This window comes from Arthrobacter sp. HMWF013, from assembly GCF_003061105.1.
Classification (GTDB): domain Bacteria; phylum Actinomycetota; class Actinomycetes; order Actinomycetales; family Micrococcaceae; genus Arthrobacter.
In genome coordinates this window covers 1-1,289 of the sequence record NZ_QAIQ01000549.1, presented here as the reverse complement: position 1 = coordinate 1,289, position 1,289 = coordinate 1, and the positions used below count along the sequence as shown (strand labels likewise).

Here is a 1,289-nt window from a genome sequence, read left to right as displayed (position 1 = left end):
GCACTGCTTGCATTTGCGGCAGGGCCGCTGGGGTTCGACGGCGACCCGCTTGCCGATGCGGGACGGGTCAACGGCGCTTCCGACGGCGGCGATCCGGCCGGAGAGTTCGTGGCCCAGGATCAGCGGGTGGTCCACCACGTACGGGCCGATCCGGCCGTGCTCGTAGTAGTGGACATCGCTGCCGCAGACGCCCACCGCGGCCACCTGGACCAGGACCTGGTCGGCGTCGAGCTGCGGCAGGGGCAGGGTCTCCATCGCCATGTCACCCTGGCTCTTCAGGATGTTGGCGCGCATGGTGGCCGGCAGTTCCGGGTGAGCGAGGGTGCTGGACTGTGCTGTGGGGGTTGTCATCGAAGTACTCCTGTGGGAATCGAACGGGGACGGTGCTATTTGACGGCGCCGAGGGAGAGGCCCTGGACCAGCTTGTCCTGGGCGGCGAAGCCGGCGAACAGCACCGGCAGGGAGATGACGACGGCGGCCGCGCAGACCTTGGCGAGGAACAGTCCCTGCCCGGAGACGAAGCCCGTAAGGAAGACGGGTGCCGTGCCGGCCACCACGCCGGTGAGGACCCGGGCCAGCAGCAGCTCGTTCCAGCTGAAGATGAAGCAGATCAGGGCAGTGGCGGCGATGCCGGGCATGGCCACCGGGGCGATGATCTTGCGGAGGGTCAGCAGGAGGTTGGCGCCGTCGATCTGGGCGGCTTCCAGCATTTCAACCGGTACCTCTGCGAGGAAGGACCGCATCATCCACACCGCGATGGGGAGGTTCATGGAGGTGTACATCAGGATCAGGAACCAGATGTTGTCCAGGGCACCCACGGTCCTGGCGAACAGGTAGAGCGGCAGGATCGCAGCCACCACCGGCATCATTTTCGTGGAGAGGAAGAAGAACATCACGTCGGTCCACTTCTTCACCGGCCGGATGGACAGCGCGTACGCCGCGGGGATGGCCAGGACCAGGACCAGGACTGTGGACAGGATCGAAGCGGTTGCGGAGTTGATCAGCGACGGCCACGGGCTGACGCCGGATGTTTCCCCGAAGAATTCCCGGTACGCGTCCAGGGTGAGGTTCGCCGCGATGGACGGCGGGTTGGTTGCTGCATCGGTTTCGGAGTGGAAGGAGGTGAGGATCATCCAGACGACGGGGGCGGCGAAGAGCAGCGCGAGAAGCCAGGCTCCGATGCCTGCGGCGGTGTTGTTGCGGGTGGGGTCCATGCGGGACTTTCCACGCCGCGGCGGGCGGCCGGTGTTCAAGGCAGTGGGCCCGGACGGGGTGCTTTGGGGTGCGGC

At 66.6% G+C, this 1,289-nt stretch carries 2 protein-coding genes; both read right to left on the bottom strand.

Annotated elements, in window-relative coordinates; all coding sequences use genetic code 11:
- The coding region (locus tag DBR22_RS18790; RefSeq protein ID WP_181365243.1) for an alcohol dehydrogenase catalytic domain-containing protein at positions 1-351 on the bottom strand (351 nt) is incomplete at its 3' end.
- A 35-nt stretch (positions 352-386) separates the two neighbouring features.
- On the bottom strand, positions 387-1,289 hold a 903-nt coding region (locus DBR22_RS18785; protein WP_219928140.1), incomplete at its 5' end, for a carbohydrate ABC transporter permease.